Origin of the sequence: Actinomyces israelii, from assembly GCF_030253495.1 — a bacterium.
Classification (GTDB): Bacteria; Actinomycetota; Actinomycetes; order Actinomycetales; family Actinomycetaceae; genus Actinomyces; species Actinomyces israelii.
The window spans coordinates 326,828-352,167 of record NZ_CP124548.1 but is presented as its reverse complement, the minus strand read 5'-3'; the positions used below and the strand labels follow the sequence as shown (position 1 = coordinate 352,167).

The following is a 25,340-nucleotide window of genomic DNA, read 5'->3' as shown; positions in this document are numbered from 1 at the left end:
GGCTACCATCGGCGCTGCTCGTCCCTCGCGGCGCTCCCGCCAGACCCGCCACGCCTTCGAGGCAGTCTCCCGCCACCCCCTCCGGTCCTTGCGACACCAGCATGCCCGGCCCTACGCGGATACGGCGCTCAGCCGCGAGACGGCGGGGCCGTGCCCGCCGGCGGCGTCCTCGGTGAACATCTGCCGCTCCATGTACTCGCCCTTCTTGCCGATGTTGAAGGACTTCACGGGGCGGAAGTAGCCCATGACGCGCGTCCACACCTCGCACTCGACCGGCTCGGCACCCGGGTGCAGCTCGGCGCACTTCTCGCAGGTCAGGTGCTCCCCGGCCAGGTAGCCGTGGGTGGGGCAGATCGAGAAGGTCGGCGTGACCGTGATGTAGGGGGTGCGGAAAGCGGTCAGGCTGCGCCGCACGAGCTCCTTGCAGGCCCGCGCCGAGGAGATCCGCTCGTTCATGTACAGGTGGAGGACCGTGCCGCCGGTGTACTTGGTCTGCAGCTCCTCCTGCATCTCCTGGGCCTCGAAGGGGTCGTCGGTGTAGGCGACGGGCACCTGCGAGGAGTTCGTGTAGTACGGGTTGGACTCGGTGCCGGCCTGGAGGATGCCGGGGAAGCGCTTGCGGTCCTCCTTGGCGAAGCGGTAGGTGGTGCCCTCCGCCGGGGTGGCCTCAAGGTTGTAGAGGTGGCCGGTGGCCTCCTGGAACTCCACCATCTTGTCGCGCACGTGGTCGAGAAGGCGCACGCACATGTCGTGGCCGCGCGGGTCGGTCAGGTCGTAGCCGCCGCCGTCGTGCCGCGTGAAGTTGCGGACCATCTCGTTCATGCCGTTGACGCCGAGGGTCGAGAAGTGGTTGTCGAGCGTGCCGAGCCACCGCTTGGTGAAGGGGAACAGGCCGGCGTCGATGTGGTGCTGGATGACGGTGCGCTTGAGCTCGAGGGTGTCCCGGCCGATCTCCAGCAGGCGGTCCAGGGCCGCGACGAGGCCGGGCTCGTCTCCGGCGTGCAGGTAGCCCAGGCGGGCCATGTTGACGGTGACGACGCCGACGCTGCCGGTCTGCTCGGCCGAGCCGAACAGGCCGTTGCCGCGCTTGAGCAGCTCGCGCAGGTCGAGCTGGAGGCGGCAGCACATGGAGCGGATCATGCCGGGGTCGAGCTCGGAGTTGATGAAGTTCTGGAAGTAGGGCAGGCCGTACTTCGCCGTCATGGTGAACAGCCGCTCGCAGTTCTCCGTGTCCCAGTCGAAGTCCCTGGTGATGTTGTAGGTGGGGATGGGGAAGGTGAAGACGCGCCCCTCGGCGTCGCCGGTGGTCATGATCTCCATGAAGGCGCGGTTGATCATGCCCATCTCCTCGGCGAGGTCCCCGTAGGTGAAGTCGCACAGCTCGTCGCCGATGAGGGGGTGCTCGTCGGCCAGGTCCGCGGGGCAGGTCCAGTCGAAGGTGAGGTTGGTGAAGGGCGTCTGGGTGCCCCAGCGGGAGGGGACGTTGAGGTTGAAGATGAGTTCCTGCATGCACTGGAGGACCTGGTCGTAGGTCATGGAGTCCAGGCGGACGAAGGGCGCCATGTAGGTGTCGAAGGAGGAGAAGGCCTGGGCGCCGGCCCACTCGTTCTGGAGCGTGCCCAGGAAGTTGACGATCTGCCCGACGGCGGAGGAGAAGTGCTTGGCCGGCGCGGAGGCGATCTTGCCGGGCACCCCGTTGAAGCCCTGCTGGAGGAGGTTCTTGAGCGACCAGCCGGCGCAGTAGCCGGCGAACATGTCCAGGTCGTGGATGTGGAAGTCGCCGGCGCGGTGGGCGTCGCCCGCCTCCTGGGAATAGATCTGGCTCAGCCAGTAGTTGGCGATGACCTTGCCGGAGGTGTTGAGGATCATCCCGCCCAGCGAGTAGCCCTGGTTGGCGTTGGCGTTGACCCGCCAGTCGGAGCGGTCGAGGTACTCGGTGATGGTGGAGACGGCGTCGATCTGGGGCCGCGAGCCGTGGGCGACAGCGGAGTCGGCGGAGCCGCGCGCCACGAGCTCGGGGTGAGCGGCGGCGAGGTGAGCGGCGGTGGGGATCTGGCTGCTGTCTGACACGGAACTCTCCAGTGCGTCGGTGAACGAGTGCGGCAGGCGCTGCCGCTCCAGCCCCCGGGAGGGGCGTCCGGCGCGGCACCACCAGGAGTGAGACTACAACCGAATCACACGGATGCAACACATCATGTAGGTGCGAGACTGGTTCGCAACCACTACATGTAGTGGTTGTGCCGACGTCCCTCGAACTGACGTACGAACGCTTTCGGCGGGATTCCGGGGCTCTCCCCGGTATGTGCGCGGGATCACGCGTCCATATGTCGTTCGGTCCGTCGCGCGTGTCGCGGGCGGGATCGCGCGTGTCGCGGGGCGACCGGCGAGACCGACGGCGCACATGTCGCGGGCGGGGTCCCGGACGGGGTCGCTGCCGGGCCGATCGACGACGGCGCCCGGCCGCCTCCGACAGGCCCGTCTACCATGGATGACATGGGGACGCCAGGGCCGGTCGCGACACAGCTCCATCACGTCCACGACGCGGCCGCCCGGGGCCTGCGCGCCGGCCAGTACGTGTACGCGATCGGCTCCTACCACTACAACTGGCACACGGCCCTGGAGATCCTCGTGGTCATCACCGGCGCCCTGGAGCTGTGCGCCGCGGGGAGCGTCAACCAGCTCGAGCCGGGCGACGTCGTCGTCATCAACGCCAATGACGGCCATGCCACGCTGGACACCCAGCCGCGCACCACGGTCATGTGCCTGCACGTCGAGGGCGACTATCTGGCGTCCTTCACCCCCGACGGCACCGTCCCCCGCTTCGCCTGCCGCTCCGCCCCGGCCACGCGCGAGGACGTCGGCTTCACGCGGCTGCGCACCCTGTGCTGCCGGATGATGCTCGCCTCCCACCGCTGCGGCCCGGGCGCCGACGCCGCCTGGGAGGCGCGCCTGCTCGACGTCTTCGCTACGCTCTTCGACCACTTCCCGCCCGCCCCGGCGGGCACCGGCGAGCCGCCGGCGGCGGTCGAGAACCACCGGGCGCTGCAACGGGCGGTGACCTACATCGACTCCTCCTTCCGCGAGCGCATCACCCTGGACCGCCTGGCGCGGCGCGTGGGGTTCTCCCCCGGCTACCTCTCGCAGGTCTTCCACCAGCAGGTGGGGATGACCTTCAGCGAGTACCTGGCCCGGGTGCGGCTGCGGCAGGCGACCCGAGACCTGGGCGAGACCGACCACCTCATCGCGCGCGTCGCCGCCGACGCCGGCTTCCCGGACGTCAAGGCCTTCAACACGGCCTTCCGCCGCACCTTCGGACGCACGCCGTCCGCCTACCGCAGCCTGCTGACGACGGACACCGCCGCCGCGGACGAGGTCTTCCACCAGCGCTACGTCTCCCGCGGCGACGAGTCGGTCATGCGGGTGCTGCGCGTCTGGGCCTCGCGCGGCGCGGCCGGCGGGGCGGAGGGGCCCTGCGCGACGGCGACCCTGCTGGCGCGCCCCTCGCCGGTCGAGGAGGCTCTGGAGCTCACGCGCTCGCTGACGGCCCGGCTGGAGCAGATGGCCGACAGCGGGTAGGTGCGCACCGTCCCGCCCTTCGGCGCGCCCATGCCGCTGCGCCCGAGTGGCGAGGCGGTCCAGGCCTGGCGAATCTCCAGGCCGAGAAGGGGCGCGGCCCCGCCCCGCAGGCCCGCGCGAGGCGCGCAGGCCCGGAACGACGGCGATTGCGGGACGCAGGCCGCAGGGCATCCGGTCAGGTCCCCGCTCTCGCGACCGGCACCGCACCGCCCCGCCACGGGACCACCGTCCCGCCCGCCCCTCTGAGGCATTGGACAGACCGGCGCCGGCCGTAAGCGGACCCTTGAAAGGGTACAGATCACCGCGCCGGCCGAAGGAGGACCGCCGTGACCGCCGCAGGCACAGCCGCCGACACAACCATTCCCACCCTCTCCGCCACCGCCCTGCCACCGGGCTCGGACCCCGGCCGCCTGGCCGAGCTCGCCGACGTCGTCGCCCGCTTCACCGCCGTCGTCTCCCGCCGCCTGCCCGATGACGTCACCGCTCGGCTCAAGGCGCTGGCCGCGGAGGAGACCAGCCCCATGGCGGCCATGATCTACCGCACCATGCAGCGCAACCAGGAACTGGCCGAGAGGCTGAGGCGTCCCTCCTGCCAGGACACGGGCCTGGTGCAGATCTTCGCCACGGTGGGAAGCCACTTCCCCTGCGCCGACGGCCTCGCCGAGACCCTCAAGGCCTCCATCGCCGAGGCCACCCGCCTCGCTCCGCTGCGCCACAACACCGTGGAGACCTTCGACGAGCTCAACACCGGCACCAACGTCGGGACGAAGTCGCCGTGGATCTACTGGGACCTCGCCGAGGGCCGCGACGACCTGACCCTCCACGTCTACCTCGCCGGCGGCGGCTGCTCGCTGCCCGGCCAGGGCAAGACCCTCATGCCGGGCGAGGGCTACGAGGCCGCCATGAGGTTCGTCCTGGATGTCATGACCTCCTACGGGATCAACGCCTGCCCGCCGCTGCTGGTCGGGGTGGGCATCGGCTCGTCCATCGACGCCGCGAGCTACATGTCCAAGCTCGCCCTCATGCGGCCGGTCGGCTCGCACGCCTCCAACCCGCGGGTCGCCCGGCTGGAGGACGACCTCCAGGAGGCCATCGACTCGATCGGCCTGGGCCCCCAGGGCCTGGGCGGGACACGTTCCACGATGGGCGTCAACATTGAGAGCTCCGCCCGCCACCCCTCGGTGCTCTCCGTGGCCGTCAACACCGGCTGCTGGTCGCACCGTCGCGGCACCATCCGCTTCGACCGCAACCTGAGCTATGAGCTCATCACGCACAGGGGAGTCGAGCTATGAGCACCACCGGGCGGGCCGCGGCCCACCACATCACGCTGACCACTCCCATTCAGCGGGAGGACATCGAGGACATCCGCGTTGGCGACGTCGTCTTCCTCGACGGCCATATCACCACCTGCCGCGACGTCGCCCACCGCCGTCTCATCGAGTACGGCCGCGAGCTGCCCGTGGACATACGCGACGGCGCCATCCTCCACGCCGGCCCCATTATCCGCGTGGTCGACGAGGACAGGGACGCGTTCGAGGTCGTCGCCGTCGGCCCCACCACCTCGATGCGCATGGAGATGTTCGAGGAGGAGTTCATCGCCCGCACGGGCGTGCGCCTCATCGTCGGCAAGGGCGGCATGGGCCCGGGCACCGAGGCCGGCTGCGCCGCCCACGGCGCCCTGCACTGCGTCTTCCCGGCCGGCAACGCGGTCATCGCCGCCACCGCGGTCGAGGCGGTCGAGGACGCGCAGTGGCGCGACCTGGGCATGCCCGAGACCCTGTGGACCTTCCGGGTCAAGCAGCTCGGGCCCCTCATCGTCTCCATCGACGCCCACGGCGGCAACCTGTTCGAGCGGCAGAAGGTCCTCTACAACGAGCGCAAGGAGGCCGCGCTGGCCTCCCTCAACGAGAAGGTCAGGTACATCAGATGAACGCCGACGCCCACCCGGCCTCCCCGAGCGTCCCCGACGCGGGTGCCGCGCAAGCGAGCGCCACGCAGGCGAGCGCCGCAGACCGGCCTGCCGCCATCAGCATTGACGCCCGCGCTCCCCGGCCCGGCGGCGGGCCGGGCCCGGCACCGGCGGGCCGAGCCTCGACGGCACAGACGTCACAGCCCCCGCCCGCGCCGTCGGGCCCCGAGCGGCCGGGCCTGGGCCGTGAGACCAGGCCGTGGGTGCTGGCCGCCTGCCTCGCCGTCGGCGCGCTCGTCTGGTTCGTCCCCGTCCCGGGGGGACTCGAGCCCAGCGCCTGGCACCTCTTCGCGATCTTCCTGGCCACCATCGTCGGAATCATCGCCAAGGCCGCCCCCATGGGCGCGCTGTCGATCATCGCCATGGCCCTGTGCGCCGCGACTGGCGTCCTCGCGCCCGGCGGCAGCTCCGCCGACAAGGTCTCCGCCACCCTGTCCGGCTTCTCCAACTCCACGATCTGGCTCATCGTCTCCGCGTTCTTCGCCGCCCGGACGGTGATCTCCTCCGGGCTGGGCGAACGGCTCGCCTACCTGTTCGTCAGGGTCTTCGGCCGCTCGAGCCTCGGCCTGGCCTACGGGCTGGGTCTGGCCGACCTGGTCACCTCGCCGGCGATCCCCTCGAACACGGCCCGCTCCGGGTACGTGTACCCGGTCATGATGAGCGTGGCCAGGGCCTTCGGCTCAGAACCGGACAGGCCGCAGACCCACCGGCGGCTCGGCTCCTACCTGGCGCTGACGACCTACAACCTCAACCTGGCCGTCTCCGTCATCTTCTTCACCGGCGCCGCCCCCAACGCCATGTCCTCGCGGCTGGCGGCCGCGGCCGGCGTCGAGGTCGACTGGCCCGGCTGGCTGCTGGCCGCGGTCGTGCCCGGACTCCTCGGCGTCGTCGCCGTGCCGCTGGTCACCTACGTGCTGCACAGGCCGGAGATCCGCCGCACCCCGGACGCCTCCGTCATGGCCGCCCGCGAGCTGAGGCGGCTCGGGCGGGTCACGGCGCACGAGTGGGTGACGCTCGGGGTCTTCCTCATCATGATCGTGCTGTGGGCGATCGGCGAGTCCTTCATGAGCGCGACGACGGTCGCCCTGCTGGGCCTGGGCGCGCTGCTGCTGACCGGGGCGCTGACCTGGGAGCAGATGAAGGCCGAGCGCTCGGCCTGGGACACCCTGACCTGGTTCGCGGCGCTGGTCATGATGGGCACCTACCTCAACAAGCTCGGCTTCATCGGCTGGCTCGGGGACAGCACCGGCTCCATGATGGGGGGCCTGGGCACGGTCGCGGCCTTCGCGGCCCTGACGGGCGTGTACGCCCTGACCCACTACCTGTTCGCCTCAGGCACGGCGCACACCGCCTCCATGTTCGCCGTCTTCCTCGGGGTGGGGCTGGCTCTCGGTCTGCCGGGGGTGCCGCTGACGGTGTTCCTCGGGGCGATCCCGACCCTCATGGGATGCCTGACCCACTACGGCAACGGGCCGGCTCCCCTGTACTTCGGCTCCGGGTTCGTCGAGCTGGGGACCTGGTGGCGAACGGGGCTCGCGCTCGGGGCCGTGCACCTGGCGATCTGGCTGGTGGTCGGCCCCCTCTGGTGGAGCATTATCGGCGTGTGGTGAGTGAGACCGTGGTGGGTGAGACCGGTCGGCGGCGCGCGGGAGCAGGCGGCGCGGCGCATCCGCATCGGCAGCCACCGGGTGATCCGGGCCGACTCCGGCGGCTTCATCGTGCGAGCTGGTAGATCCTCTGCCGCGTCACTCCGAGTATCCGGGCCGTATCAGAGGCGCTGCAGCGCCGTTGCTCTCGTAGCAGGGCCACGGCCTCGCGCCTGCGCGCCGCGGCGCGGGCGAGGGCTGCGCGCCCCGCGCGCTGCTCGGCCTCGCCCTGCTCCCAGATGCGCCGCGCCTCAACCAATCAGGATATGCAATCGACTCAGTCGGCCGGCTCCTGCGCCCCTGCACCGAGTACCTCCAGGAGTACCTTGAGAAGGTGAGCGAGTTGCGCACCGGCTTCGAGCCCGGAGGAGTGATCGCCTCCGAGAGCGAGCAGAAGCGCTTCATCCGGCTCTTCGGGGCGATCCTGCGGCTGCGCAACATCCTGACGAGCTTCGACGATTTCGCCGACGCCGATGTCCTCGACGATGGCGACCACGAGATCCCGGCCGATATCACACGCGCACTGGCCTCCAGCCCGTCCCTGCGCAACAAGCGCGGCCTCATCGAGGACTTCGTCCGCTCCGTGTCCTCGACGGGCGACGTCGCCGCCCAGTGGGAGGCCCGCATGACGGGCCGCCAACAAGCCGAGCTCGATGCCCTCATCTCCGAGGAGCGTCTCAAGGCCGAGCCGACCAGGCGGCTCGTGGCGGCCGCTGTGGCGGGACTCGCACGCATCGGCGTCGAAGGAACCGCCGTCTCACGCATCCTCCCGCCCATGTCGCGGTTCCGCAGGACCGCCGGCTCCGACACTCTCGACACCAAGAAGCACCGCGTGGCCGACGAGCTCGCATGCCACGTCGACCGTTTCAGCGGGCTGTTGGGCGTAAGGATACGGCCCGGAAGGTGAGCGACATCGTGACCGGTCTCGCTCGCCTGGTCCGGGCCGTTGGTGTCTTTGTGGATGCCCTCGGCAGGTGGTTCATCTGAGCCGCCCGCCAGGGGAGCCATCCGGGCCCGCCGGGTGGCTCCCCACCGTTTTGACCCACCCGAACGGCCGACGTCCACACCCGGCAGGCCAGTACGGGCCGCTACGCTCATGTGCCGGCGCCGGGCTCGGGTTGCGGCGAAACGGGAGCCGCGGGCGCTGTCGCTGGTGCGCGAGCCATCGCGGGGTGCTCCACGGTGGATGGCGGTGACGCGGCCTGCGGTGACGTCCTCGTCAAGCTGGTCGTAGCGGACCCGCGTTCCGGCGAAGGAGGGCCGGGCCGCGCGTCAACCGACTCCGAGCCGGCAGGTGTCCACCAGAATGACATTGGCCCCTCCGGGCCCAGACGCGCAAGAGAAAAACCGCATGATCGCAAGGATTCCTCCGAGAGGCACGACGCCCTGGGCCTCCAATGTCATTCTGACGGACACCCGGCCCCGCCCCGCACACAGCGGGCCTGCGGCCGGGCGGGTCAGGCGGGCAGGGCCACGTGCACGACGAGCCGGCCCTTCTCCGCCACCCGCTGCTCGACCAGCCCGGCGAGACGGCCGGGCACGCGCCCGAAGGAGCTGGTCAGGCCGACGAGCCACGTCCACGCGTCCTCCCCGAAGGTCTCGCAGTCCACAGGCATGTTCTCCGGCTCGTACGGGCCATCGGGGTAGACGCCGTACCAGTAGCCCCGAAGGGCAGGGGCTCGCCACTCGTCTTGAGAATCATGCGCGACCCGTCCTCATCGTCCCAGTCCCCGAAGGGCCCGAAACAGCTGCTCAAGACTCACCTCGACGAGACGGCTGATCCCATCGCCGACCGCGCAAAAGCTGAAGGAGTTGATCCCGCCCCACACGTCCAGCTTGTAGATGGTGGGATCGCCGTCCTCGCGACGAGCACGCAGGTCTCGGGCAAGAACCCCGGCGCCGTCGCCCTGGATGAGGGCGCTGGCCCCCAGGTGCCGATGTAACGGGCTCCCTCCACGCCCCGACCCGCGAGCATGGAGATCGTCTCGCCCGTCAGCCTCCATCCGGGCACCGACCGGTCGATGAAGGCCTGCGCGTCCTCGGGCCCGCCCTCCGGATGCGCAAGGATGTCGAGACGCGGCACCGTCGGCGAGACGGCCACGAGATGGGCCTTGAAGCTCATGCACATCCTTCGGGTCTCAGGGTCCCACCCGTCATGGGACCGCACGCGGAGCCATGGGGCGACAGGCGTATCAGCAGGCCGGGACTGTGGCCGACCGGACAGTCCGCGCGGCATACTGGTGGGGCCTTCTCCGGCACCTTCTCCCGGAACACCCAGTGTCCTTGCCGGGGAAGTAAGGAGCCAGGGAGGAGGTGGGGGCCGTGTCCAAGCCGAGAGGCAGACACGTCAAGATCCGCAGGGACAAGGATACGGCCCGGAAGGTGAGCGAACTGTTGAACGCACTCGCTCGCCTGGTCCGGGCCGTTGGTGTCCTTGTGGATGCCCTCGGCAGGTGGTTCAGCTGAGCCGCCCGCCAGGGGAGCCATCCGTGCCCAACCGGGTGGCTCCCCACCATTATGACCCACCCGAACCTCCGGCGTCCACACTCGGCAGGCCAGTGCAGGCCGGTCTCGCCTCGGCCGCGGGCGCACCCCTGCGGATTCGTGTCGCACCCCTGCGGCACACTTGACCCATGGCAGACGGCACCCGACGCGACATCACCGAGCTCCTGGAGAGCATCGGTGCGCGCGACGGCCGCCTCGTCCACCTCCGGCGCACCCCCGCGCGCCCCGCCCGCCACGCCGCCTGGCCCACCTGGGCCGACCCCGCGCTCGTGGCCGCCTACGGCCGCCTGGGGGTGGAGACTCCGTGGACGCACCAGACCCGGGCCGCCGACGCCGTCCACGCCGGCCGCCACACGGTCCTGGCCACCGGCACGGGGTCGGGCAAGTCGCTGGCGGCCTGGCTGCCGGTCGTCTCCGACGTGCTCGCAGCCCAGGGCGGCGGGCCGGGCGCTGGGCCGGACGCCGGAGGGCGCATCTCCGCCTACGGCCGCCGCCCGACCGCCCTGTACCTCTCCCCCACCAAGGCCCTGGCCGCCGACCAGGCCGCCTCCCTGGAGCGCCTCGTGGCCGAGATCGAGGCCGTCCAGCGGGCCGACAGCGTCCCGGCCGGCTCCATCCGCACCGTGCGCACCGGCACCTGCGACGGCGACACGCCCCTGCCTGAGCGCGACTGGGCGCGCGCCCACGCCGACGTCGTGCTCACCAACCCCGACTTCCTGCACTTCTCGCTCCTGCCGGGCCACGAGCGGTGGACGCGCTTCCTGCGCTCGCTGCGCTACGTGGTGGTCGACGAGTGCCACGCCTACCGCGGGCTCCTGGGCGCGCACGTCGCCCTCGTCCTGCGCCGCCTGCTGAGGCTGGTGCGCCGCCTGCGCCCAGACGGCCCGGAGCCGGTCGTGCTGTGCGCCTCCGCGACGGCGGGCGAGCCGGCCCTGACGGCCGCGCGCCTCATCGGGGCGGCGCCGGGCGCTGTCGTCGCCGTGACCGACGACGGCGCCCCCGCCGGCGAGCGGGTCCTCGCCCTGTGGCAGCCGGCGCTGCGCGAGCCGTGGCTCGCCTGGGCCCGGGAGGCCCCGGCCGCCGGCGCTGCTACCACCACGCCCGCGGCCCCCGGCGCGCCCGCCGACACCGGCGGGTCACGCACAGCCACCGCGGGCGAGCCACGCACCGCCGGCCTCAGTACCGCCGCCCCCGGCACCGCCGGCCCCGACACGCTCGACCCCACCGAGGACCCCTCGGCCCGCCGCTCCGCCGTCGTCGAGGCAGCCGAGCTGCTCGTGGACCTGCTGAGCGTGGGCGCCCGGGCCCTCGTCTTCGTGCGCTCGCGGCGCAGCGCCGAGATCGTCGCCGAGCGCGCCAGGCGCACCCTGGGCCGCTCCCAGCCCGAGCTCATGAGCACCGTGGCCGCCTACCGGGGCGGCTACCTGCCCGAGGAGCGCCGGGCGCTGGAGAGGGACCTGCGCAGCGGCAGGCTCCGCGCCCTGGCCACCACCAGCGCCCTGGAGCTCGGCATCGACGTCACCGGCCTGGACGCCGTCCTCATCGCCGGCTGGCCGGGCACGCGGGTGAGCCTGGGCCAGCAGGCGGGCCGCGCCGGGCGGGCCGGCACCCGCGGCGTCGCCGTCCTCATCGCCTCCGACAACCCGCTGGACGCCTACCTCGTCCACCACCCCGGGGCGGTCTTCGCCGCCCCCGAGGCCACCGTCTTCGACCCCGCCAACCCCTACGTGCTCGCCCCGCACCTGTGCGCGGCGGCCGGAGAGGCGCCCCTGCGCGAGGCGGACCTGGCGCTGTTCGGGCTGCCCGACGAGACCCTCCTGGCCGACCTGGCGGCCCGCGGGGCGCTGCGCCGCCGGCCCTCCGGCTGGTACTGGAACGCGAGCCTGCCGGGCCGCCCCCAGGACCTGACCTCGCTGCGCGGGGACGGGCCGCCGGAGGTGCCGGTGGTCGACGCCGCCACGGGCGCGGTGGTCGGCACGGTCGACGGCGCCGCCGCGGACTCCACCGTGCACGAGGGCGCCGTCTACATCCACCAGGGCCGCAGCTACGTCGTCGCCGAGCTCACCGAGGAGGCCGCGATCGCGGTCGAGAAGGCGGCGATCGGCTACCGGACCCGGGCACGTGAGCGCTCCAGCGTGCGCATTATCGCCGAGCGCGGGGCCCGGGAGTGGGGCGGGGGGATCCGCTGGTCCTTCGGGTCGGTGGAGGTCACCAGCCAGGTGACCGGCTACGCCAGGCTGGCCCTGCCGGGGATGGAGGTGGTCGCGCAGCACCAGCTGGACATGCCCGAGCGCGTCCTGCCGACCGCGGCCGTGTGGTGGACGGTGCCGGAGGCCGTCACCCGGGCGGCGGGCATCGCGACCGCTGACCTGCCCGGTGCGCTGCACGCCGCCGAGCACGCCGCGATCGGCATGCTGCCGCTGCTGGCCACCTGCGACCGGTGGGACATCGGCGGCCTGTCGATCACCGCGCACCCGCAGACCGGGGAGCCCACGGTCTTCGTCCACGACGGTCACGCCGGCGGGGCGGGTTTCGCCGAGCGCGGCTACCGGGCCGGCGGGCAGTGGCTGGCCGCGACGCTCGCCGTCGTCGAGGGCTGCGCCTGCGCGGCCGGGTGCCCGAGCTGTGTGCAGTCCCCCAAGTGCGGCAACAACAACGAGCCGCTGGACAAGGCCGGGGCGATCCTCCTGCTGCGGCTGCTGGTGCGGGCGGTGTCGCGGGCCGGGGAGAGTGGCTCCGGTGGCGCCGACGACGACGGGGCCGCGCCGTGAGCGGGACCGTCTGGGCCGTCGTCATCCTGGCCGTCCTCGCCGTGGCGGGGGCTGTCGGCGCGGTGGCGCTGGCCGCGCGCCGCACGCGCCTGGCGCGCGCCGAGACCGAGCGGCTGCGCGCGCAGGTCGCCCAGCACGCCGCCCCGCGCGACGCGCTGGCCCACGAGATCCGCACCCCGCTCACCCTCATCCGGGCCTCGGCCGAACTGCTCGCCGAGGAGACGCCCGGCAACCTCAACGAGGTGCAGCGGCGCTTCGTGGCCACCATCGTGGACAACACCGAGCAGGCCATCGGCATGGCGGAGGACTTCCTGACCCAGGCGCGTCTCGACCACGCGCTGTTCGCCCTCCACCTGGAGACCGTCGAGCTGCGCCGCCTCGTGCGCAACCTGGTCCAGGAGATGCGCCGCACCGCGAGCACGCTCATGCGGCTGGAGGAGCACGGCGCCCCCATCCGCATGGTCGCCGACCGCCGGCTCCTGCGGCAGGCGATCGCCAACACGGTGACGAACGCCGTGCGCCACGCGGGCCCGAGCGCCACCATCACCATCTCGGTCAGCAGCGAGGAGGACACCGCGCTCATCACCATCTCCGACGACGGCCGCGGCATGACGCCCCAGCAGCGCGAGGCGCTGTTCACGCCCTTCCGCTCGCAGAACTCCCTGGAGGCTCCGGTCAGCCGCGGGGTCGGACTGGGCATGGTGGTCACCAGGCAGATCCTCGCCCTGCACGGAGGGTCCATCCTGGTGGACTCCATGGCCTCGCGGGGGACCGTCGTCTACCTGACCGTGCCGCTCCGCCCGCCCGCGCCCGGGAGGCCCGACGCCGGGGCGGCCGAGGCCGCCGGGATCGGCAGGTCCGCGAAGCCCGTCGGGGCTGCGGAGTCCGCCGCGCGTCATAATGCCGCAACCGGGCCCGGCGGGGCATGACGCCGCCCCCGGGCCCGGCGGGGCATGATGAGAACAGGAGGCACACGGTGGAGCCGATCGCCCACGACCCGAAACCGCTGGGACTCGTCGTCGATGACGAGCCCCAGATGCGCTATGTCATCACCTTCGCCCTGGAGACCCAGGGCTTCCGGTGCGTCAGCGCCGCCAGTGCCGAGTCCGCCTGGGAGAGGCTGGGCCAGGAGTCATTCGACCTGGTCATCCTGGACGTCATGCTCCCCGGCCTGGGCGGAGTGGGGCTGTGCCGTCGGATACGCGCCACGAGCACGACCCCTATCATCCTGCTCACGGCGCTGGGGGACGAGGAGGACCGCATTGCGGGCCTGGAGGCCGGCGCGGACGACTACGTCACCAAGCCCTTCTCACCGCGCGAGCTCGCGCTGCGGGCCAGCGCCGTCGTCCGCCGGACCGCCCCGGGGGCCCGGGACGCCGTGTCCAACGGGGCGCTGAGCATCCTGACCGCCACCGGCGAGGTCACCTGGGAGGGCAGGCCGGTGCCCCTGCCCGACACCGAGGCCCGCCTCCTCGCCGTCCTGGCCCGGCACGCCGGCTCCATCGCGTCGTGGTCCGACCTGCTCAACGAGGTCTGGGGGACGGGGGAGTCGGCGGGCGGGCGTGAGATGGTGCGCACCACCGTCTACCGGCTGCGCCGCCATCTCAAGCGCCGGGGGGTGCCCGGCGACCTCGTCGTCGCCGCCCGCGGCCAGGGCTACACCATGCCGAGGCTGCCCTGAGGACCGGACGCGATACCCTCCGCGGGGTCCCGCAGTTAATGACAGTCCTGTCACCAATCGTCACTGACGTGACCCGCTCAGCGCCTGGGGCTCGGGCGATCATGGCGCCGAGCGGCGCGATGTGGCGCCGCAGTACCGAAAGGCTTCCCATGCTCTCCCACCGCACGCTCTCCCGCAGGGCCGGCGCCCTCCTCGCCGGCGCCGTCTCCATCAGCCTGGCCCTGGCCGGATGCGCCGGAAAGACGACCTCCTCCGGCGACGGGTCCGACGACGGCCCCATCACCATCGCCTGCGGCGCCATGGAGGACCTGTGCAAGGCCTGGACCGACCAGTTCACCGCGAAGACCGGCATCCAGGCGACCTATGTGCGCCTGTCCTCCGGGGAGGCGGTCGCGCGCCTGGCCTCCGCCAAGGACAACCCCGAGTTCGACGTGTGGCACGGCGGCCCTGTTGACGGCTACGGCGAGGCCGCCAACCAGGGCCTCATCGAGCCCTACGTCTCGCCCGAGGCCGCCGCCATCCCCGACAAGTACAAGGATGCCGACGGCAGCTGGACCGGCGTGTACGTCGGGGTGCTCGGCTTCTGCTCGAACAGGACCCGGCTCAACGCCATTGGCGCCAAGACCCCCGAGTCCTGGGAGGATCTGCTCGCCCCGACCCTCAAGAGCCAGGTCTCCACCGCCCACCCCTCGACCTCCGGCACGGCCTTCACCACCCTGTGGACGCAGGTCACCCGCCTCGGCGGTGAGGACGCCGGCATGGACTACATGAAGAGGATGCACGCCAATGTCCTCCAGTACTCCAAGTCCGGCACCGCGCCCGGCCAGATCGCCGGCCGCGGCGAGGCCGCCGTCGGCCTGGTCTTCTCCCACGACTGCGTGAAGTACCAGGAGGAGGGCATGACCGACCTGACCGTCTCCTTCCCCAAGGAGGGCACCGGCTACGAGATCGGCGGCGTCGCCCTGGTGGCCGGCTCCAAGCACAAGGCGGCCGCCCAGAAGTACGTCGACTACGCGATCTCGGCCGAGGGGCAGAACGTGGGCCCGACGGTCGGCTCCTACCAGGTCCTGACCAACCCTGAGGCCGACCACTCCGACAAGATGGTCGACCTCGACTCCGTCAACCTCATCGACTACGACTTCGCCGCGGCCGCGAAGGCCAAGCCCGAGCTCACGGCCCGCTTCGACAACGAGGTCGCCGCGGCCCCCAAGGAGTGAGGTCCGGCCACCGCCGACCCTCACCCGCACAACGATCCGAGGCCCTATGTCCGCCACCGCCGTCTCACCCGCCGCGCCGGCTCAGCCCGGCCGCGCGCTCGCCCGCGACCGCTCCCGCGGCCGCACGAAGGTCCGCCAGGACCCCGTGACGCTCGCCATCACCGGCGTCGTCGTCCTTCTGCTCATCCTGCTCGTCGGGCTGCCCCTCGTCCGGGTCCTCGCCGAGGCCTTCTCCGCACCCGGCCTCAAGGTCCTCACGGGCCTGTTCTCCTCCACGACCAACCGCACGATCGTGCTCAACACGCTCGTGCTGGGCACCGTCGTCGGGGCGCTGGGAACCGCCGTCGGATTCATGCTCGCCTACGTCCAGGCCCGCGTGGCCTTCCGGGGCAAGCGGCTCTTCCACCTCGTGTGCCTGGTCCCCATCGTCTCCCCGCCCTTCGCGGTGGCGACGGCGTCGATCACGCTCTTCGGCCGCAACGGCCTCATCTCCAAGCAGCTGCTGGGCCAGCAGTGGAACATCTACGGGCTGAGCGGGCTGACCCTGGTGCTGACCCTGTCCTTCTTCCCCGTGGCCTACATGAACCTGCTGGGCATGTTCCGCAGCCTCGACCCGGCCATGGAGGAGGCGGCGTCCTCGCTGGGGGCGAGTCGCTGGACGATCTTCCGCACGGTGACCCTGCCCATGATGATCCCAGGCATCGCCGCCTCCTTCCTGCTGCTGTTCGTCGAGGCGATCGCCGACCTGGCCAACCCCCTGGTCATCGGCGGTGACTACACGGTGCTGGCCTCGCGGGCCTACATCGCGATCACCGGCGACTACAACACGGCCGCCGGCGCCGCCTACTCCCTCGTGCTGCTGGTCCCCTCGCTGCTGGTCTTCCTCCTCCAGCGCTACTGGTCGAAGCGGACCTCCACCGTGACGGTGACCGGCAAGCCCGCCGGCAGTGTCAAGCAGGTCCGCGACAACCTCACGCGCGTCCCGCTGCTCACCCTGGCCGCCCTCATGCTCGCGCTGGTCGTCGTGGTCTACGCGGCGGTCATCGTGGGCGCCTTCGTGGAGATCCTCGGCGTCAACAACTCCTTCACGCTGCACCACTTCACCTACATCCTGTCCGGGATCGGCAACGACGCCATGATCGACACCACGATCCTGGCGCTCATCGCCACCCCGATCGCCGGCGTCCTGGGCATGGTCATCGCCTGGCTGGTCGTGGTCCGCCTGCGCCGCGGCGCGGGGCTCATGGACTTCATCGGCATGCTCGGGCTGGCCGTCCCCGGCACCGTCATCGGCATCGGCTACCTGGTGACCTACAACGTGCCGGTGGCCATCGGCACGGTGAACGTCATTCCGCCGCTGGCCGGCGGCAGCGCCGTCGCGGCGGGCGCCATCGCGATCGTCATGGTCTACGTGGCCCGCTCGACGCCGGCCGGGCAGCGCTCGGGCGTGGCCAGCCTGCACCAGATCGACAAGGCGATCGACGAGGCCTCGACCTCGCTGGGCGCCTCGGGGCTGACCACCTTCCGCCGGGTCACCCTGCCGCTCATCCGCCCCGCCTTCCTGGCGGGTCTGACCTACGCCTTCTCCCGGTCGATGACGACGCTGTCGCCGATCATCTTCATCACGACTCCGCGCACGAAGATCATGACCTCCCAGATCCTCGCCGAGGTCGACGCCGGGCGCTTCGGCAACGCCTTCGCCTTCTGCACGATCCTGATCCTCATCGTCATGGTCGTCACCGGGACCATGAACCTGCTCGTCAAGGACAGGCGGGTCCGCGAGTCGGGGGCGACCCTATGAGCACGACGGCGCGCCGCCGGGCGCTTCCGGAGCGATCGCTCCCCCGCGCCGCAGGAGGCGTCCGGGCCGCCGGGGCGGCCCGGACCCCCAAGACCACCAGAACCACCGGGGCCGTCGGGACGGCCCGCACCACCGGAACCACCAGGACCCAGTCATGAGCACCACCACCGACCCCACGGCCGACGCAGCGAGCACAGCGGCCGCAGCAGCAACTGACAGCGCGACCGGCAGCGCGGCGGCGCCGGGAGCCGCCGCGCCCACCGGCGTCGGCGCCGCAGCGACCGGCACCGGGACCAGCATCGGGACCGACATCGGGACCGACACGGCAGCCACGACCGCAGGCCGACTCGAGCTGCGCGACGTCGTGAAGATCTTCGCCAACCGGGGCAAGGACGTCGTCGCCGTCGACCACGTCGCCCTCGATATCGCGCCGGGCGAGTTCATCACCTTCCTCGGGCCGTCCGGCTGCGGCAAGACCACGACGCTGCGCATGATCGCCGGCTTCGAGGACACCACCTCCGGGCAGGTCGTTCTCGACGGCGAGGACATGGTGGTCCTGCCTCCCAACAAGCGCCCCATGTCGATGGTCTTCCAGTCCTACGCGCTCTTCCCCCACCTGAGCGTGCGCGACAACGTCTCCTACGGCCTGAAGCTGCGCCGCCTGGGCGCCGACGAGATCCGCGACCGGGTCGACGTCGTCCTGGCCTCCATGAACCTCACGGCGCTGGCCGACCGCTCCCCCAACGAGCTCTCGGGCGGCCAGCAGCAGCGGGTGGCCCTGGCCCGCGCCATGGTCGTGCGGCCCAAGGTGCTCCTGTTCGACGAGCCGCTGTCCAACCTCGACGCGAAGCTCCGCGTGCGCATGCGCCTGGAGATCCGCCGCCTCCAGCAGCGCATGGGTATCACCTCCATCTATGTCACCCACGACCAGGCCGAGGCGATGACCATGTCGGACCGGATCGTGGTCATGAACGCCGGGCGCATCGAGCAGGTCGCCACCCCGGAGGAGATCTACCGCCACCCGGCCAGCGTGTTCGTGGCCGACTTCATCGGGCGGGCCAACTTCCTGGAGACCACGGCCGGGACCATCAGCAACGGGGCGGCCAGGGTCGACGTCCTGGGACAGGGCCTGGTCGTGCCGGTGCACCCCGACGTCTCCGAGGGCGACGAGGTGTGCGTGGTCGTGCGGCCCGAGTCGGTGCGCCTGAGTCGCGCCGACGACGGCGGGGACGACTCGGGCCGCGCCGGGGGCGTTGGGGCCGGCGAGCTCACCGGCCGGCGGGGCACCGTGCTGACCTCGGTCTTCTACGGCGACCATGTGGAGTACACCGTGGAGACCGCCCACGGCACGCTCGTGTGCGTCGAGTCCGACCCGGAGGTGTCGGACATCCACGCCGAGGGCGACGCCGTCGAGGTCAGCATTGAGACGCGCCGCGCCTGGACACTGCCCGCCGCTCCGCTGCCAGTGTGAGCCTGCCGCGCCGGGGTGTGCCGGGCGCCGGGGCCGGATGACTGGTCCTCGGCGCCCGGCTCCCGGCGCGCAGCGGCCTGGACGTTGAGCCCCGCGGTCCTGTGCCCGCCGGAGCACAGGTCGGGCCTGTCCTTCCACGACCAGCGCGGCAGGAGCGTTCCGTCGATGATCAGCTGCGCGCCCAGGTCCAGGTCCTCCACCACCGGCACGTTCGCCTGAAGGGCCCGGGCGATGACGGGGGTCAGGCCGAGATGACGCGCGAGCCGGTGGACCGGTAGACCCCGGCCACGGCCGCCAGGACCACCTGGGGCGGGTTGAAGCGCAAGGGCATCAGGACCAGTCGCACGCACCGGTACAGCTCCGGAGCGTGCGAGCCGGCCACCGGGATCCAGATCCCGCTGTACTCGACCGCCTCGTACACATTGCTCTCGCGGGACAGTGGTATGCCAGGGTCCCGCCCATGGCGGCCTGCTTCTCGAGGTGCTTCTTCCTGGCGCCCGAGCTCCTCGCAGGAGCAGGCCGTCCCTACGCCCAGCGACACGCGCCTCCTCAAACAGCCACAACGCCCCATGAATAAGCCTCCTGTTGCGGAAGTGCGGGCCGAGTGGTGCTTACTACGCTCCTTTGTCCCTTACTGTACGAGGAGAAGGAGCGTAGTAAGGGACAAAGGAGCGTAGTAAGCGCTGGGGCGCGCGACCGGCCCGAACACCGAGGGCACCCTCTCTCGGCGGCACGAGGAGCACCTCACGACCGGCAGCACGCATCTGGAAGAGGAGAAAATGGTGATACCCGGTCGCACGTACTCGGTGCCCCCACTTTATGCACAGGTAGTGGTGATGGACTCCGGGACCACATCGCTTCCGGAATGGGTCAGCGGCGAGGAGGCCGTGCTCTCGAACGAGAGCAGCCTGATCATCGCCACTCGTCCGGACGAGGACGGAGATGTCGAGATGCGCATCTGCGAGCCCAGCTCCTTGCAGACGGGCGCCTTGATCTTCGACGGGGTCATGGACTTCCCCAGCGGAACCTCCCAGCTCGGCAACATTCCGGCCGCATATATTGAGGAGATACGACTCGTCAAGAACAGGGGCGTCCACGTCAAAGTACTCGTCGAGCCGCCTGAATCACCCGCCTCGGTCGTCGTGGAACTCGAGTCCGGATCGATTTCCTCTGCCGACTAGATGATCGATTCCGGGGTGCGCGGGCCGGGTCAGGTGAGCAGCGAGGCCCAACTTCGACCGCGGTCTGCAAAGGTGCGTTCACGCTCCGGCGTGCTCCACTCGGAGACCTGGATGTCGCGCCCGTTCACAGCCCTCGCCGCCCCTTCGACCGATCTCGAGCCGGAATACGACCGATCTCGGCGAAATGGGGGGCGGAGGCAGTGGAGGCTGCGGTGACCGGCCCGCCCCGCCCGCTCGGTCGAGCTCGCGCGAACCGGCAGAGGAACCGGGTGCGACCCGCGCTTCCGCCGGGTGCAGGCGCCCAGCGCTCCGAGCGCCCATGGTCGCCTTCTTGCTGCACAAGACTCCATTACGATCGGACCACGGCAACGCCGGAGCCGGACGTCGGCCATGTCCGTCGACATAGCCTGACAACGTCCAGAGTTCGGTTTCGCGCTGCCCGAGCACCCTGCTGGGCGGACGGAGGAGACAACGGTGAGCGAGCAGCAATACGTTCTGGTAATCGACGACCACAGTATTATTGCCCAAGGCTGTCAGTACCAGTTCACGCAGGCGGGTCTGCCGTGGACGGTGCAGTGGGTCCCGAGCCTGCACACCGCGGAGGGTCTGCCGGTGCCGGAGCTGGGCGCCGCGGAGGGTCTGCCGGTGCCGGACCTGGCAGTTCTCGATCTGCGGCTGGCGGACGGCTCCACGCCCATGGACAACGTCCGCGAGCTGAACGAGCGCTCCGTCCCGGTGATCATCTACACATCGGGCGACGAGCCGGTGCTGGTCCGCGAGGCCATCGCGGCCGGAGTCCTGGCCATTGTGCGCAAGTCGGCGCCGGACGGCGAGCTGATCGACGCCGCGACGGCGGCCCTGGACAGGATCCCCCGCGCCGGCCTGGACTGGGCGTCGGCCCTGGACACCGACGGCGACTTCGTCGCCGAGCACCTGGCCCCCTTGGAGGTCAGGATCCTGTCCCTGTACGCCATGGGCGCGAAGTCCGTGACCGTGGCCCGAGAGCTCGGCTGCACCGTGCCCACCGTCAACACCTACGTCGCCAGGATCCGCGAGAAGTACCGGAAGGCCGGCCGCCCGGCAGACACGCGAGTGGACCTGTTCCGGCGCGCCGCCGAGGACGGCCTGGTCGGCTACCGCATCGCGTAGTACTGATGGGCCGTGTCCTGTCGCCCGCCGCTGGGCCGCACACGCTGCAGCTGCGCAGATGGATCGTCGTGTTCGTCGGCGCCACCGCAGCCGGGACCAGCGCCGGAGCGGCCCCCGCCATCGCGTCGGCCATCCAACGGGTTCCTGCGCTGACGCTGTGGCCGCTCATGCTGCCGGTGCTCATCCTCCCGCTGCTCGCCGGCGCGGTGGCCGCCGTCGCCCTGTCGCAGGCTCATCGCAGGAAGCGGGTCGGGGAACCGGCCACGGCCGTTGAAACGCGGCCATCGCCGATCGACCGGACCTGGCAGGCGATGGTGATGGCAGCACTGATCGGCTACGGTCTCGAAGTCGCGCTGACCGGGGCGATACCGCTGATCCCGTCGCTGTCCGGCACCGACACCGTCACTCGCGACACCCCGCTCATCAGCTACTTCCCGATCGTCGGAATCGCGGGATCGACCATCCTGACGCCACGGGCCAACGGCCTCTACATCGTGACCCTGGTGCCTGCCCTGATCATAATGCTGGTGACCTCCCGCGGCGCCCTGACCGACGTGTCGGTGGAGCAGCCGCTGCTCCTCCTCATGAGCGCCCTGCTGGTGACCGGGATGCTGCACTGGATGCTGGACCAGGGACGCGCGCTGGACCGGGCATCGGCCGAGCGCCGCCGGCAGGCCGTCAGCCTGGCCGCCGACCACGCCCGCTCCGTCGCCCAGCGACGCTCCAACAGCTTCGTCCACGACCACATCCTGTCCGTCCTGGTCTCGCTCTCCGCGGGCCTGGAGGACTCGGCCCAGCTGCGGCAGGCCACCCGTAGCGCGCTGGAATCGTTGGAGCCGCAGGCTCCGAGCGCCCACCCCCCCCCCGCGATCAGCGCCTCGGCCCTCTTCGAGGCCCTGACGACGCAGATCCGGTCGCTGAGCCCCGAAGCGCGGCTGGCGATCTCCACCGCCGTCGACCGCCCCGTGCCCGCCGCGGTGTCCCAGGCCCTCGCCGACGCCGTCACGGAGGCGCTGCGCAACTCACTGCGGCATGCCGGCGGCGAGGAGGGCCCGGGGAGTGTCGAGCGTCGCATCGAGATGCGCAGCGACGCGGAGGGGGTGGCCGTCGTCGTCTCCGACGACGGCCACGGCTTCGACCCGGCCGCCCCGGCTCCCGGCAGGCACGGTCTCACCGGCTCCATCGGGACTCGTCTGCACGACGCCGGTGCCACGGCGCACGTCCGCTCCGCCCCGGGGCACGGGACCGCCGTCTCCATGACCTGGGCCCCATCGTCGGGCGCCGACCAGCGAGCAGCCGACATCACAAGCGCCGAGGTCTGGCCGAGCTCCGTCGCCTCGGCCGCGGAGACCGCCTGGGCGCGGCTCATCGGCGTCTACGCGGTGGTCATCCACATCGCGATCGCCGTCGCGGAGATCCGCTCCGGCGCCTACTCGACCGCCGTCCCCGTCGTCGTCAGCCTGGCCGCTCTCATGCTGGCGGCCTTCCTGCTGCTGCGCTCCTGGCCGCGGGCCTCCATGCCGCGCTGGGCCGTCGCCGTCGTCCTGCTCATCGTGCCCACCACCCATCTGGCCGTCATGCTGCCGATCCGCACCAGCGGGTGGCCCGGCTTCGCCTCGTGGGTCACCGGCGCGGCCAATGCGGTGTGCTGCTGCCTACTGGTGAGGCAGCGCCCCAGGGCAGCCTGGGCGGGCGAGCTCCTCCTGATCGCGACCGCCGTCGTCTGGGTGGCCCTCAGCCGCCGCTCCCCGCTGATACTCCCGAGCTACCTGCTCCCCCAGACCATTGCGCTCATCCTGTGGCATCTGGCCGCCAACCGCTGCACCGCGGCCAGCGCCGCCATCGCCGCCGCGCAGGCGCGCACCGCGGAGGTCCTGGCCCTGCGCCAGGCCAACATGACCGCCGACCGGGTCATGAGGCAGGCGATGGAGTCGGTTCGCCGCCGCGCCAGTCCCCTGCTGGAGCGGGTCGCCGCCGGCGAGGCGCTCACCCCGCAGGTGCGGACCCATGCCCGTCTGGTGGAGGCGGAGCTGCGCGACGAGATCCGCGCCCCGTTCTTCTCCGGCACCCCCGTCGTCCGGGCGGCCCGGGAGGCGCGCGCTCGCGGCACCGACGTCATCCTCATGGATGACCGGGGCGACAGCCGGCTGCCCCCGGACATCCGCCGGGCGATCACCGACAGCATCGTCCAGGTTCTCGCCGACGGCGACCAGGTGCGCGTCGTCGTCCGCGTCCTGCCCGCCGGGCGGCCGCAGCTCGTCTCCGTCCTCACCGACACCGGCGCCACCCTTCTGGGGGCGGACGGGCGCCCGGTTCGCTGAGCGCGGATTCGGGCCGAGATGTTCTCTGGGCCCGCCTCCGGGCCGGTCCCCGCACCGCTCTTCGGGCCCGCCCGGCTCCTGGCCGTCGCGGCCCCGGCACGCGTCCGACTCGGACGGCCCCGACCGGTCATGTCCGTCAGTACAACCGACAGCGTTCGAGTTCGGAATCGCACCGTCCAGGCACCCCGCTGGGCGGGCAGGGAAGGCAATGATGAGCAGCCAGCCATACGTCCTGATTATCGACGAGTGCAGTATTATCGCCCAGGGCTGCCAACTGCGGTTCGCCCAGGCCGGCCTGCCCTGGACGGTGCGGTGGGTCCCGAGCCTGCACACCGCAGACGGGCGGCTAGTACCGGAGCTGGGCGCCGCAGATGGGCATCCGGCACCAGACCTGGCCATCCTCGAGCTGCGGCTGGCAGACGGCTCCACGCCCACGGACAACATCCGCGAGCTGAACGAGCTCTCCATCCCGGTGGTCGTCCACACCTCGGGCGACGAGCCGGTGCTGGTCCGCCAGGCCCTCGCCACCAGCATTCTGGCCATTGTGAAGAAGTCGGCTCCCGACGGCGACCTGATCAGGGCCTCGCAGGCGGCCCTGGACGGGATCCCCAGCGCCAACCTGAGCTGGGCGTCCGCCCTGGACACGGACAACGACTTCGCCACCGAGTGCCTGACCCCCACGGAGGTCGATGTGCTGTCCCGGTACGCCCTGGGGGCGAAGTCCGTGACGGTGGCCCGAGAGCTCGGCTACACCAATGCCACCGTGAACACCTACGTCGCCAGGATCCGCGAGAAGTACCGGGAGGCCGGCCGCCCGGCAGACACGCGGGTGGACCTGTTCCGGCGCGCCGTCGAGGACGGCGTGGTCGGCTACCGAGCCGCATAGGGCGGAACGGGGCCCGGGACGACCGCGGCCCGTGGGCCGGGGTGGCGTCCCGGCCCACGGGCCCTCGTCATCGAGACCGCCGAGCCGGGTTCCCACTCCCGGCCGGTCGAGCCCCCTTCGCCGGAACGACCCACCAGGGCTCCCTTAGACCCTGGCGGCTCTCGCAAGCAGGCCCCTCACCGGGTTCCCCAACCCTCATGACCCGCCCCGTCCGGCGGCAGCAACCATGTAACCCGACCACCCTGGAGACTCACCCCCACCACACCTGGCAAAACCCTGGGAGCACCCCACCGCGCCGCACCGGCACAACCGACCCCGCACCGGAGGCGAACCGATCCCGACAAGAGACGGCGGCGCAGGAAGCGCAGGAGGACGAGAAGCAGCGGGAGGGACGTCAGGGATCAGCCGCGGAGCCGTCCACGGGATCGCCCGCGGAGTCCACGGGGCCGGCTCGGGCGGCGGAGGCGGTCGTGCGCGCGACGCCCAGCACCCGCACGCCCACGGACACCTCCACGACAACGTCCTCCTCGACTACGGTGCACGCCCTCACCTCGGCGCCGTTGGCCCGCGCCACACGGCCCGCCACCTCGCACGGGTCTCCCGGGGCGAGGACCGAGGACAGCGCCGTCGCCCCGCCCAGCGCCGCCAGGTCGGCCGCGGTCCGAGCCCGCCCGGCGGCCGCCTGCGCCTGGATCAGGCCCGAGACGCCGAGCGCGGCCGCGAGCAGGACCGCGATGACGCCCACGACCAGCACCGTGCCCGCGCCGCGCTCGCCTGCGGCCGCGACCCGCACCGCCCGGCCCCACCCGTGCAGCGCCTGCGCGACTTGCGCCCTCATGGCCCGCTCGGCTCGGTGTAGGCGCAGGCCGTGCTGCGCGCCGTGAGCCCGAGGCCTCCCAGCGGGCCCGGCACCGGTCGGCTCACGTGCACGCAGGTCAGCTCGCCGCGGTCGACGCCGACGCTCACCTCTCCCCCGGCCCGCACGGCCTCCCCCTCGACGTCGTCGGAGCCGATGGCGGCCTGCCGTGCCGCCACCCGGGCGGCGTCCGTCACGCGCAGCTGGGTGACGCCGGCGCTCACGGCGGACAGCACGAGCAGCAGCACGAGGACGACGGCGGGCAGGGCCACGGCGATCTCCGCAGTGACCATGCCCGCCTGACCGGGCG

At 71.8% G+C, this 25,340-nt stretch carries 21 protein-coding genes; 15 read left to right on the top strand and 6 right to left on the bottom strand.

The features are described 5' to 3' along the window. Positions 1-111: 111 nt before the first annotated feature. The gene (locus AIF0345_RS01310) at positions 112-2,070 is read right to left on the bottom strand and encodes a ribonucleoside triphosphate reductase (RefSeq protein WP_285296895.1); all 1,959 of its coding nucleotides are present in this window, start codon (positions 2,068-2,070) and stop codon (positions 112-114) included. A gap of 423 nt (positions 2,071-2,493) precedes the next feature. Between AIF0345_RS01310 and AIF0345_RS01305 the strand changes: the two genes are divergently transcribed. The 5 genes from AIF0345_RS01305 (at position 2,494) to AIF0345_RS01285 (ending at position 8,098) form a co-directional block, all read left to right on the top strand. Continuing rightward, positions 2,494-3,576, top strand: coding sequence for an AraC family transcriptional regulator (locus AIF0345_RS01305; protein WP_285296894.1), 1,083 nt, complete (start codon positions 2,494-2,496; stop codon positions 3,574-3,576). Positions 3,577-3,902: 326 nt separating this feature from the next. Continuing rightward, entirely contained in the window at positions 3,903-4,868 is a 966-nt protein-coding gene (gene ttdA / locus AIF0345_RS01300) for a L(+)-tartrate dehydratase subunit alpha (RefSeq protein ID WP_285296893.1), read from the top strand. Then, the gene (gene ttdB / locus AIF0345_RS01295) at positions 4,865-5,506 is read left to right on the top strand and encodes a L(+)-tartrate dehydratase subunit beta (protein ID WP_273168548.1); all 642 of its coding nucleotides are present in this window, start codon (positions 4,865-4,867) and stop codon (positions 5,504-5,506) included. The genes ttdA and ttdB overlap by 4 nt, the downstream gene beginning before the upstream one ends. Beyond that, positions 5,503-7,155 carry a DASS family sodium-coupled anion symporter gene (locus tag AIF0345_RS01290; protein ID WP_285296892.1) on the top strand — a complete coding sequence of 551 codons (1,653 nt, stop codon included), beginning with the start codon at positions 5,503-5,505 and terminating at the stop codon, positions 7,153-7,155. The genes ttdB and AIF0345_RS01290 overlap by 4 nt, the downstream gene beginning before the upstream one ends. A gap of 250 nt (positions 7,156-7,405) precedes the next feature. Beyond that, a complete protein-coding gene (locus AIF0345_RS01285; RefSeq protein ID WP_311136108.1) occupies positions 7,406-8,098 on the top strand; it encodes a type I restriction endonuclease subunit R, EcoR124 family in 693 nt (230 codons plus the stop codon). 550 nt (positions 8,099-8,648) lie between these two features. On the opposite strand, the gene AIF0345_RS01280 is transcribed toward AIF0345_RS01285, so the two are convergent. Continuing rightward, positions 8,649-8,807 carry a hypothetical protein gene (locus AIF0345_RS01280; protein ID WP_285296891.1) on the bottom strand — a complete coding sequence of 53 codons (159 nt, stop codon included), beginning with the start codon at positions 8,805-8,807 and terminating at the stop codon, positions 8,649-8,651. A gap of 143 nt (positions 8,808-8,950) precedes the next feature. Continuing rightward, positions 8,951-9,313 carry a hypothetical protein gene (locus AIF0345_RS01275; RefSeq protein WP_285296890.1) on the bottom strand — a complete coding sequence of 121 codons (363 nt, stop codon included), beginning with the start codon at positions 9,311-9,313 and terminating at the stop codon, positions 8,951-8,953. A gap of 511 nt (positions 9,314-9,824) precedes the next feature. On the opposite strand from AIF0345_RS01275, the gene AIF0345_RS01270 reads away from it, so the two are divergent. The 6 genes from AIF0345_RS01270 (at position 9,825) to AIF0345_RS01245 (ending at position 18,637) form a co-directional block, all read left to right on the top strand. Further along, entirely contained in the window at positions 9,825-12,467 is a 2,643-nt protein-coding gene (locus AIF0345_RS01270) for a DEAD/DEAH box helicase (protein ID WP_268917970.1), read from the top strand. After that, positions 12,464-13,396, top strand: a complete 933-nt coding sequence (locus AIF0345_RS01265) for a sensor histidine kinase (RefSeq protein ID WP_268917969.1) — start codon at positions 12,464-12,466, stop codon at positions 13,394-13,396. The genes AIF0345_RS01270 and AIF0345_RS01265 overlap by 4 nt, the downstream gene beginning before the upstream one ends. Positions 13,397-13,443: 47 nt before the next feature. Further along, positions 13,444-14,148 (top strand): response regulator transcription factor, encoded by a 705-nt coding sequence (locus tag AIF0345_RS01260; protein ID WP_268917968.1) that lies wholly within the window; start codon positions 13,444-13,446, stop codon positions 14,146-14,148. A gap of 149 nt (positions 14,149-14,297) precedes the next feature. Next, entirely contained in the window at positions 14,298-15,365 is a 1,068-nt protein-coding gene (locus AIF0345_RS01255) for an ABC transporter substrate-binding protein (protein ID WP_268917967.1), read from the top strand. Between the two features lie 46 nt (positions 15,366-15,411). Then, a complete protein-coding gene (locus tag AIF0345_RS01250) occupies positions 15,412-17,166 on the top strand; it encodes an ABC transporter permease (protein ID WP_285296889.1) in 1,755 nt (584 codons plus the stop codon). 154 nt (positions 17,167-17,320) lie between these two features. After that, a complete protein-coding gene (locus tag AIF0345_RS01245; protein ID WP_268917965.1) occupies positions 17,321-18,637 on the top strand; it encodes an ABC transporter ATP-binding protein in 1,317 nt (438 codons plus the stop codon). A 241-nt stretch (positions 18,638-18,878) separates the two neighbouring features. On the opposite strand, the gene AIF0345_RS01240 is transcribed toward AIF0345_RS01245, so the two are convergent. After that, positions 18,879-19,178, bottom strand: coding sequence for a helix-turn-helix domain-containing protein (locus AIF0345_RS01240; protein WP_268917964.1), 300 nt, complete (start codon positions 19,176-19,178; stop codon positions 18,879-18,881). Between the two features lie 238 nt (positions 19,179-19,416). On the opposite strand from AIF0345_RS01240, the gene AIF0345_RS01235 reads away from it, so the two are divergent. The 4 genes from AIF0345_RS01235 (at position 19,417) to AIF0345_RS01220 (ending at position 24,174) form a co-directional block, all read left to right on the top strand. Further along, complete coding sequence (locus tag AIF0345_RS01235) at positions 19,417-19,818, top strand: hypothetical protein (RefSeq protein WP_268917963.1); 402 nt, start codon at positions 19,417-19,419, stop codon at positions 19,816-19,818. Positions 19,819-20,292: 474 nt separating this feature from the next. Beyond that, positions 20,293-20,967 carry a response regulator transcription factor gene (locus AIF0345_RS01230; RefSeq protein WP_268917962.1) on the top strand — a complete coding sequence of 225 codons (675 nt, stop codon included), beginning with the start codon at positions 20,293-20,295 and terminating at the stop codon, positions 20,965-20,967. Between the two features lie 5 nt (positions 20,968-20,972). Beyond that, positions 20,973-23,288: a sensor histidine kinase gene (locus AIF0345_RS01225; RefSeq protein WP_285296888.1), complete on the top strand. Its 2,316-nt coding sequence runs from the start codon at positions 20,973-20,975 to the stop codon at positions 23,286-23,288. A 211-nt stretch (positions 23,289-23,499) separates the two neighbouring features. Continuing rightward, positions 23,500-24,174: a helix-turn-helix transcriptional regulator gene (locus tag AIF0345_RS01220; protein WP_268917960.1), complete on the top strand. Its 675-nt coding sequence runs from the start codon at positions 23,500-23,502 to the stop codon at positions 24,172-24,174. 394 nt (positions 24,175-24,568) lie between these two features. On the opposite strand, the gene AIF0345_RS01215 is transcribed toward AIF0345_RS01220, so the two are convergent. Next, the gene (locus tag AIF0345_RS01215; RefSeq protein ID WP_311136101.1) at positions 24,569-25,012 is read right to left on the bottom strand and encodes an Rv3654c family TadE-like protein; all 444 of its coding nucleotides are present in this window, start codon (positions 25,010-25,012) and stop codon (positions 24,569-24,571) included. Beyond that, a complete protein-coding gene (locus AIF0345_RS01210) occupies positions 25,009-25,323 on the bottom strand; it encodes a TadE family type IV pilus minor pilin (protein WP_043564300.1) in 315 nt (104 codons plus the stop codon). Before AIF0345_RS01210 ends, AIF0345_RS01215 begins: the two co-directional genes overlap by 4 nt. Between the last annotated feature and the right edge of the window lie 17 nt (positions 25,324-25,340).

Excerpts from the sequence above, each read along its gene's own strand:
- AIF0345_RS01305 (WP_285296894.1), top strand. The coding sequence starts at position 2,494 with ATGGGGACGCCAGGGCCGGTCGCGACACAGCTCCATCACGTCCACGAC.
- ttdB (WP_273168548.1), top strand. The coding sequence starts at position 4,865 with ATGAGCACCACCGGGCGGGCCGCGGCCCACCACATCACGCTGACCACT.
- AIF0345_RS01290 (WP_285296892.1), top strand. The coding sequence starts at position 5,503 with ATGAACGCCGACGCCCACCCGGCCTCCCCGAGCGTCCCCGACGCGGGT.
- AIF0345_RS01280 (WP_285296891.1), bottom strand. The coding sequence starts at position 8,807 with ATGCCTGTGGACTGCGAGACCTTCGGGGAGGACGCGTGGACGTGGCTC.
- AIF0345_RS01275 (WP_285296890.1), bottom strand. The coding sequence starts at position 9,313 with ATGAGCTTCAAGGCCCATCTCGTGGCCGTCTCGCCGACGGTGCCGCGT.
- AIF0345_RS01270 (WP_268917970.1), top strand. The coding sequence starts at position 9,825 with ATGGCAGACGGCACCCGACGCGACATCACCGAGCTCCTGGAGAGCATC.
- AIF0345_RS01255 (WP_268917967.1), top strand. The coding sequence starts at position 14,298 with ATGCTCTCCCACCGCACGCTCTCCCGCAGGGCCGGCGCCCTCCTCGCC.
- AIF0345_RS01250 (WP_285296889.1), top strand. The coding sequence starts at position 15,412 with ATGTCCGCCACCGCCGTCTCACCCGCCGCGCCGGCTCAGCCCGGCCGC.
- AIF0345_RS01245 (WP_268917965.1), top strand. The coding sequence starts at position 17,321 with ATGAGCACCACCACCGACCCCACGGCCGACGCAGCGAGCACAGCGGCC.
- AIF0345_RS01235 (WP_268917963.1), top strand. The coding sequence starts at position 19,417 with ATGGTGATACCCGGTCGCACGTACTCGGTGCCCCCACTTTATGCACAG.
- AIF0345_RS01225 (WP_285296888.1), top strand. The coding sequence starts at position 20,973 with ATGGGCCGTGTCCTGTCGCCCGCCGCTGGGCCGCACACGCTGCAGCTG.
- AIF0345_RS01220 (WP_268917960.1), top strand. The coding sequence starts at position 23,500 with ATGAGCAGCCAGCCATACGTCCTGATTATCGACGAGTGCAGTATTATC.
- AIF0345_RS01215 (WP_311136101.1), bottom strand. The coding sequence starts at position 25,012 with ATGAGGGCGCAAGTCGCGCAGGCGCTGCACGGGTGGGGCCGGGCGGTG.
- AIF0345_RS01210 (WP_043564300.1), bottom strand. The coding sequence starts at position 25,323 with ATGGTCACTGCGGAGATCGCCGTGGCCCTGCCCGCCGTCGTCCTCGTG.